The organism is Streptococcus thoraltensis DSM 12221 (assembly GCF_000380145.1).
In the GTDB taxonomy this organism is placed as follows: domain Bacteria; phylum Bacillota; class Bacilli; order Lactobacillales; family Streptococcaceae; genus Streptococcus; species Streptococcus thoraltensis.
This window is the reverse complement of the sequence record NZ_KB904612.1, coordinates 1-7,079: the sequence shown is the minus strand read 5'-3', so window position 1 is coordinate 7,079 and position 7,079 is coordinate 1. Positions and strand designations below refer to the sequence as shown.

The window sequence follows — 7,079 nt, the reverse complement described above, 5'->3', positions numbered from 1 at the left end:
CACTTGTTGGAGAATTAGCCCCCGCTTGACCTCATTATGAATGGTTTGAGGAGCTTTATCTAGTCGTCTAGCCACTTCACGATTGGAACACCCTTCATGTAACCAACGTTCAATATTTCTACGGTCTGATAGTGTTAAATGTTTTCCTTTTGGTGTATAATAGTCTTGCATCTCAGAGTCCTTCTAATTGTTTTTGTGGTGATTACAATTATATCTCTCTGAGGTGTTTTTTCATACTTTTAAGTGGCTAACTTCATTTTAAAACTTTTATCCAAGCTATTGTCTTAAAAAATTTTTCGATTAAAAGCTTGATAAGCTTGACAAATGGTAGAAAAGAACTTTTTCTTCAAACTGAAACGCTTGAAACCGACTATTGGCTTCAAGCGTTTTTTATAATCGTTCAATCAAATCACTCAGGTGCTGGATGATCATGTCGCTGACATTCTCTCTTGGGCAACCGTTATGAGATCCTATTCCTTGTAAGACATGCACCGTCCGCATTCCAAGTTCCTTAGCAGGAAGAATATCATTGTCCATGCGATTTCTGATGCAAATATAGTCAAATGAATGAACTTTCAGACAAGGAACTGAGACGCAGACAGTACTTGAGTACGGCAAGTCGAAAGTGCCGATGTATCAAAGTTCATTCAAAAGACTATACAATTCCTCGCAGGGCTCTTGGTTTCTCTTAGTGCATGGTCAAATATCGCTCGGTCAGGCTTCTTATAGCCGACTTCTTCTGAACAGACAATAAGGTCAAAAAAATGCCGAATTCCAAAGGCTTCTAAGCGCTCCGCAAGTCCCCTACCTTGATTGGCAATAATACCGAGACTGTAGGACTGACTAAGATACTCTAGCGTTTGAAGGACGTCAGGATAGAGGGTTTCCCCCTCATGACTCCACCGAGGACGCAGATCGTCTGGCAAGCCATACCAAGCCCAAGCATTGCGAATTGGAGCTTCTCCAAGCGCAGCCACTTCTTGCATTTTGGCAAAAAATTCTGCCTCAGTCACCGGTTTTCCATGAGAAGCTAAGGTCAGGGCACATCGATACGCAAATCGCTGATAGGCCTCTGTTTCATCCACCAAAGTAGATCCAACATCAAAAAATATCCAGTTTGGCATATTTGCTCCTCTCATCACTAAAAAAAGATGAGATTACTCCCATCTTTTGATATTATTTACCAAGTTTTGCTTTTGCAGCATCTGCCAAAGCTGTGAAAGCTGCTGCATCGTTAACTGCCAAATCAGCAAGCATTTTACGGTTAACTTCGATTTCAGCAAGTTTTAAACCATGCATCAATTGTGAGTATGACAAACCATTCATACGAGCAGCCGCATTGATACGTGTGATCCAAAGTTTACGGAAATCACGTTTTTTCTGACGACGGTCACGGTATGCATAGTAGTAAGAGTTCATTACTTGCTCTTTTGCAGTACGGAACAAGATGTGTTTTGCTCCATAGTAACCTTTAGCTAATTTTAAAACACGTTTACGACGTTTGCGTGATACAACGCCACCTTTAACACGAGCCATTTATATTTTCCTCCGAATAATTCTGAATAATACTATTAATGTTTACAGACCTAATTATTTAAGGCGAGTAAGCATTGCTTTGATACGTTTGAAATCTCCAGCGTTAACCATTGACGCTTTACGAAGATGACGGCGTTGTTTTTTAGTTTTTCCGTGGAAACGGTGAGACGTGAAAGCACGGAAGCGTTTCAATCCGCCTGAACCTGTACGTTTAAAACGTTTAGCTGATGCACGGTGTGTTTTTTGTTTTGGCATTTTTCTTCTCCTATTGATAAATGTAATCTGACAAGTTATTTCTTGTCTGGAATCGGTGCAAGTTGCATGAACATTTGACGACCATCCATTTTCGCTCTTTGCTCAATGATCGCAATATCTTGAGTTGCTTCAGCAAACTCAGCCAACACTTTTGCGCCAATCTCTTTGTGAGTAATCATACGCCCTTTAAAGCGGATGGAAACCTTAACCTTATTCCCTTTTTCAAGAAACTTACGGCCGTTGCGAAGTTTTGTTTCAAAGTCTCCTTTATCAATAACAGGACTAAGACGGACTTCTTTAACCGTTATAACGCTTTGTTTCTTACGTTGTTCCTTTTGCTTCTTCTGATACTCAAATTTGAACTTACCATAGTCCATAATCTTAGCAACAGGCGGAGTGGCTTGTGGTTGGATGAGCACTAAATCAACATTAGCTTGATCTGCAATTGATTGAGCCTCTGATAATGGTTTGATACCTAATTGTTCACCTTCAAGACCAACTAAACGAACTTCGCGAACACGAATTTCGTCGTTGATGAATAGATCTTTTTTAGCTATGATCTTCACCTCTTTATTTTTTTAGAGAAAAACAAAGCGGACTTGACAAATCAAGCCCGCACACATTATGTTTCTACAAAGAAACTTGACATGTAGGGCCAGACAACGTTAGTCGCAAGGCGAGAAGTTCTCACTTCTGCTTTTCTCATTGCTACTATGATAACAATTTGGTTATCCTTTGTCAATGATTTTCTTTGCTTTTTTTTGAATAAAATCAACAACATCTTCTATTGATATGCCAGTCGTGTCAAACCTAATGGCATCATCTGCTGCTTTTAAAGGAGACACTTTACGATGACTGTCTTTATAATCGCGTGCAGCAATCTCATCTTTTAGAGTTTCAAAATCTGTCATAATGCCTTTTTCTTGATTTTCTTTAAACCGGCGTTCTGCTCGCTCTTCAACTGAAGCCACTAAAAAGATTTTTAATTCTGCATCTGGTAGTACCACTGTTCCAATATCACGTCCATCCATAATAATACCACCTTGTGCGGCAATCCGTTGTTGCTGAGCGACAAGCTCCTCACGGACTTCTGGCAAAGCAGACACCCAAGAAACGTTATTAGTCACGTCTGGTTGACGAATGGCGTCCGTTACATCAATAGTTCCCAATAAGACAGTTTGTTGTCCGTTTTCATCTTTATCAAAAGAAATCGGATATTCAGCTAACTTTTCAAGAATATCCCCTACTTTAGAATCATCTAATTGATGTTTCAAAGCAAGATAAGTCGCAGAACGGTACATAGCACCTGTATCAAGATAAGTATAGCCAAGATTACGAGCAATAATCTTGGCTACTGTACTTTTACCACTTGAAGCAGGGCCATCAATTGCAATTTTAATAGCTTTCATGATGTCCTCTTTTTCTATACTAGTTTACGTTGACTTGATCACCTGGATTTGCATACCAGTAACCCAAGGTCATATTTTGTGGGTTTAAGGCTTGTAATCGCTCAATAGAAATACCAGCTCGAGCTGCAATAGAAGCTGCACCTTCACCAGGTTGAACAACAATGGTTTGACCACTTGTAGCAACTTCTGTTGATGGTGTTGTTTCTTCTGTCACCGCGTCTGATGAACTCATAGCAGTGTTTGATGATGAAGCCGTAGAACCAGATACCTGTGTCGAAGATTTTTTAGCGTTTGCTTTTTTAGAGCGCTTAGCATCTGCTTTAGATGATTTAACTTTTTTAGAAGTCTTTTTATCAGCCTTTGATTTATCTTGAGAAGACTTGGCTTTTTTTTCTTCTTTTACTTTAGATTGTGATGAACGATAGAAACCTGATGTTGCTTTTGCTTCATCGCTACCGCCATTAGAAGTATAGAAAACAACAATCAAAATACCTACAACAATTAAGAAAAAGACACTAAGAAGACCTGTCAATAGGGGAGTGCTCAAAAAACCACTATTTTTTTCCTTCCGAGACGTTTGCCCGCCACTGTCTTTTTTATTTTCAAAAATCTTAGATTCCCATGGTTTCTTAGCCATGCTTTCCCCCTTGTTAAATAAATTAAATAATATTACAATAATACTATGAAAGTATCACTTATTCCAGAAAAATGTATTGCCTGTGGTCTTTGCCAGACCTATTCTAATGCCTTTGATTATCACGACGATGGTATCGTTAAATTTACAGACAGAGATGAATTAGTTGCTGAATTTCCAGACAATGATATTGCAACCTTAGAAGCTGTAAAAAATTGTCCAACTAAGGCTCTAATACTTTAGGAGTTTTTTCATTTTTGTACGCTTCAAAATAATCTAACTCAATAAAATTATCCATCAATTCAACCTCTCCCTTAAAATAAGGATGAACAGCCAAAGCATCTAAAAAATATTTCTTAGGCCATTTACGCATATAAAATATGCGTTTTTTTGTAGCATCATTGAATATCAATGTGATACTTAATTTTGTCACTTCAATCTTTTTTATGCTAGAAATCTTAACATTTTGTGGCTTGAAAATATCCATAGATACAATTTTTAATTGATCTTCTTCACTAATAATGAAGAATCGGTGCAAGCCAAATCCCAATAATACTAAGAACAGGGCGAACAATAAAAAGAAAGTCACTGGTATTCTTGTCCGTTCAAATAGCAAAGATAAACCTATAAAGATTGGTGCAATTGTCAATGACCAATAAATTAAAAGCCATGAGAGTTCAGGTTGCCAATGGTATCTTATTTTACCAAAAATTTTAATCATAGACGGTAACCCCCAAGCTTATTCTACCACACTTCCACCAATCTTTCAAAAAACTACTTGACATAACTTGATATTCCAACAATGACATCAACAGCTTTCTCCATAGTTTGAAGACTAACAAATTCAAATCGTCCATGCATATTTTCACCACCAGCAAAAATATTAGGAGTTGGAATTCCCATGAAGGAAATTTTAGAACCATCTGTCCCACCACGAATAGGTTCAATAATTGGTTTAATATCAAGACTTTCCATCACTTCTTTAGCAAGATTGATTGGAGTCATATCCTTTTCAATCACTTGACGCATATTATAGTACTGATCTTTCAACCTTACAAGAACACGTTCTTCGCCAAACTCCTCATTCATTTTTGAAGCAATAGCTACCATTAACTGCTTCCGACTTTCAAATGCTTCAGTATCAAAATCGCGGATAATATAAGAGCTATGCGCTTCTTCAACTGCACCTTCAAACCCATGAAGGTGATAAAACCCTTGGTAACCTTCGGTTAATTCTGGACGATCTGATTCTGGCAGAGCATTGTGAAAATCAATCGCAAGTTGAAAAGCATTGACCATTTGATTCTTAGCAGTACCTGGATGAACGTTTCGTCCTTTAAAAGTAATATCAGCCGCAGCTGCACTGAATGTCTCAAATTGTAGCTCACCGAGTGGTCCACCATCGACTGTATAGGCAAAGTCTACGTCAAAATCAGCAATATCGAACTTATCAGCACCAACACCAATTTCCTCGTCTGGTCCAAAGCCAACACGAATCTCACCGTGTTCAATTTCTGGATGACTCGTAAAATACTCAATAGCAGTCATGATTTCAGCTATTCCGGATTTATCATCAGCTCCTAAAAGTGTCGTTCCATCAGTGGTAATCAAAGTTTGACCATGGTAATTCTTTAAATTAGGAAAATCAGTTGGCGACAACTGAAATCCTGAATCTCCTAATTGAATTTCAGAACCATCATAGTTTTCAATAATTTGAGGATTAACACCTTCAACATTAAAATCAGCCGTATCAATATGAGAAATATAACCAATTTTATAGGTGAACTTGTCAGAGTTAGCTGGTAAAGTTCCAACAATGTAACCATTTGACTCTAAATAATGAACATTTTGTAAACCAATGGTTTCCATCTCAGGCTTTAAGATCTTTAAAGCAAAATCAACCTGACTCTGTGTACTTGGTGTTGAATGACTAGATTCATCACTACGAGTATTAACCTGTACATATGTTAAAAAACGTTCTAAAAGATTTGGATAGGACATAAATGAACCTCTTCTCTATTTATCTTCACTGATTATACCAAAAAATCTACCCGCTGGAGTAGATTTTTTAATTTTTATTAAATTGAATAAGTCTTATAATAGCTCAAAATTCCACTTACAATGGCTTGAGCCAATTTCTCTTGATAGGCACTATTCGTAATGCGATTTCTCTCTGCATAGTTAGACATGTAACCCAATTCTAAAAGTACAGCTGGCGCTGTCGTTTCCCTTAACACAGCAAATGTTTCTCTTAAGACACCATTGTCTTTAGCTCCTGTAGCACTGACCGCCGCAGTTTGAATTGCCGATGCAAGAACAGCACTTCTCTTTAAGCGCTCTGCATTATTATGGTAAGTTTTGTTAATTGCTGGCTGATATTCGGGATAGTATTGATAGTAATAAGTTTCAATACCATTTGCTCGTCCACTAGTAGAAGCGTTGAAATGAATGCTTACAAATAAATCTGCAATACTTTGATTGGCTTTCTTAGAGCGTGGTAACAAGTCTAAATAAGCATCTGTATCACGAGTGGTGATGACTTTATACCCTAATCGTTCTAGCTTCGAACGAACAAGAGACTGCATTTTTAAATTAAGAGATTTCTCAGTAATACCTGCATAAGTAGCACCGGGATCTGCACCACCATGACCAGCATCAAGATAAATAATTTTATTAACTTTTGCATAGTTACCTTGTGAGGCAGATGACATTAGGGCTACTGAAGTTCCCTTAGCCACAGCCGCTTTCTTCTCGAAAGGTTTAACCGTTGTTCCAGGAGCAGAACCTCCTTTTTTAACTAAGGTAACCTCGATACCTTCAACACCTAAAGAAAGCCCTTCTGTTCCTGCATCAGAACCATTCTTCGCCCAACCTAACCAACCTTTATTCTGGCTATGAACGCGATAATAAACATCATAGTACTGACTAATCTCACCAACTAAGGAAATTCTCACTGCCTCAACTTGGCGATTAGAACTTCCTTGACCACTTGCTTGACCTTCACCAACTGCAGCTATCCAGCCAACATTCTGAATGTGAGTTTGATACGAAAGATGTCCCAAATAATCGGAATGAAGTCGAAGTTTTAAAGATTCTATCTGTTGATNCTGACCCGTACTACCACTTAAATGACCATCAGAAACCAAGGCTTGCCAACCTTTTTTCTCAATATAAGTTTGATAACTAATCGAAGCTGATTGAGCACCTTTCTTTATAAAAGAACGACTCATAGTCCCTGTGAAATG

12 protein-coding genes, 1 pseudogene and 1 other annotated feature are annotated in these 7,079 nt (G+C 38.0%); of the genes and pseudogenes, 1 reads left to right on the top strand and 12 read right to left on the bottom strand.

Features of this window, described 5'->3' with window-relative positions; all coding sequences use genetic code 11:
* The 8 genes from A3IA_RS12000 to A3IA_RS0107895 form a co-directional block, all read right to left on the bottom strand.
* On the bottom strand, window positions 1-171 hold a 171-nt coding region (locus tag A3IA_RS12000), incomplete at its 3' end, for a helix-turn-helix domain-containing protein (protein WP_018380795.1).
* Window positions 172-390: 219 nt separating this feature from the next.
* Entirely contained in the window at window positions 391-501 is a 111-nt protein-coding gene (locus tag A3IA_RS13750; protein WP_483294759.1) for a hypothetical protein, read from the bottom strand.
* Between the two features lie 146 nt (window positions 502-647).
* Complete coding sequence (locus tag A3IA_RS0107920; RefSeq protein ID WP_018380794.1) at window positions 648-1,124, bottom strand: HAD family hydrolase; 477 nt, start codon at window positions 1,122-1,124, stop codon at window positions 648-650.
* A gap of 52 nt (window positions 1,125-1,176) precedes the next feature.
* On the bottom strand, window positions 1,177-1,536 hold the full coding sequence (gene rplT / locus A3IA_RS0107915) for a 50S ribosomal protein L20 (RefSeq protein WP_000124839.1): 360 nt from the start codon (window positions 1,534-1,536) through the stop codon (window positions 1,177-1,179).
* A gap of 54 nt (window positions 1,537-1,590) precedes the next feature.
* Window positions 1,591-1,791 (bottom strand): 50S ribosomal protein L35, encoded by a 201-nt coding sequence (gene rpmI, locus A3IA_RS0107910; protein ID WP_018380793.1) that lies wholly within the window; start codon window positions 1,789-1,791, stop codon window positions 1,591-1,593.
* A gap of 35 nt (window positions 1,792-1,826) precedes the next feature.
* On the bottom strand, window positions 1,827-2,357 hold the full coding sequence (gene infC, locus A3IA_RS0107905) for a translation initiation factor IF-3 (RefSeq protein WP_018380792.1): 531 nt from the start codon (window positions 2,355-2,357) through the stop codon (window positions 1,827-1,829).
* A gap of 13 nt (window positions 2,358-2,370) precedes the next feature.
* Window positions 2,371-2,496, bottom strand: a sequence feature (ribosomal protein L20 leader region).
* A 23-nt stretch (window positions 2,497-2,519) separates the two neighbouring features.
* Window positions 2,520-3,200 (bottom strand): (d)CMP kinase, encoded by a 681-nt coding sequence (gene cmk / locus A3IA_RS0107900; RefSeq protein WP_018380791.1) that lies wholly within the window; start codon window positions 3,198-3,200, stop codon window positions 2,520-2,522.
* Between the two features lie 19 nt (window positions 3,201-3,219).
* The gene (locus A3IA_RS0107895; RefSeq protein ID WP_018380790.1) at window positions 3,220-3,837 is read right to left on the bottom strand and encodes an SAG1386/EF1546 family surface-associated protein; all 618 of its coding nucleotides are present in this window, start codon (window positions 3,835-3,837) and stop codon (window positions 3,220-3,222) included.
* Window positions 3,838-3,882: 45 nt separating this feature from the next.
* On the opposite strand from A3IA_RS0107895, the gene A3IA_RS0107890 reads away from it, so the two are divergent.
* Window positions 3,883-4,077 carry a ferredoxin gene (locus A3IA_RS0107890; protein WP_018380789.1) on the top strand — a complete coding sequence of 65 codons (195 nt, stop codon included), beginning with the start codon at window positions 3,883-3,885 and terminating at the stop codon, window positions 4,075-4,077.
* Here A3IA_RS0107890 and A3IA_RS0107885 read toward each other — a convergent pair.
* From A3IA_RS0107885 to A3IA_RS13690, 4 genes and pseudogenes are all read right to left on the bottom strand, one after another.
* Window positions 4,058-4,555: an EbsA family protein gene (locus A3IA_RS0107885; RefSeq protein WP_018380788.1), complete on the bottom strand. Its 498-nt coding sequence runs from the start codon at window positions 4,553-4,555 to the stop codon at window positions 4,058-4,060. The two genes, A3IA_RS0107890 and A3IA_RS0107885, sit on opposite strands and share 20 nt — an antisense overlap.
* A gap of 53 nt (window positions 4,556-4,608) precedes the next feature.
* Window positions 4,609-5,835: a peptidase T gene (pepT, locus tag A3IA_RS0107880; protein ID WP_018380787.1), complete on the bottom strand. Its 1,227-nt coding sequence runs from the start codon at window positions 5,833-5,835 to the stop codon at window positions 4,609-4,611.
* A gap of 77 nt (window positions 5,836-5,912) precedes the next feature.
* Window positions 5,913-6,896, bottom strand: coding sequence for an N-acetylmuramoyl-L-alanine amidase (locus A3IA_RS0107875; protein WP_425314538.1), 984 nt, complete (start codon window positions 6,894-6,896; stop codon window positions 5,913-5,915).
* 24 nt (window positions 6,897-6,920) lie between these two features.
* A pseudogene (locus A3IA_RS13690) lies at window positions 6,921-7,064 on the bottom strand (hypothetical protein); the annotation flags it as partial.
* Between the last annotated feature and the right edge of the window lie 15 nt (window positions 7,065-7,079).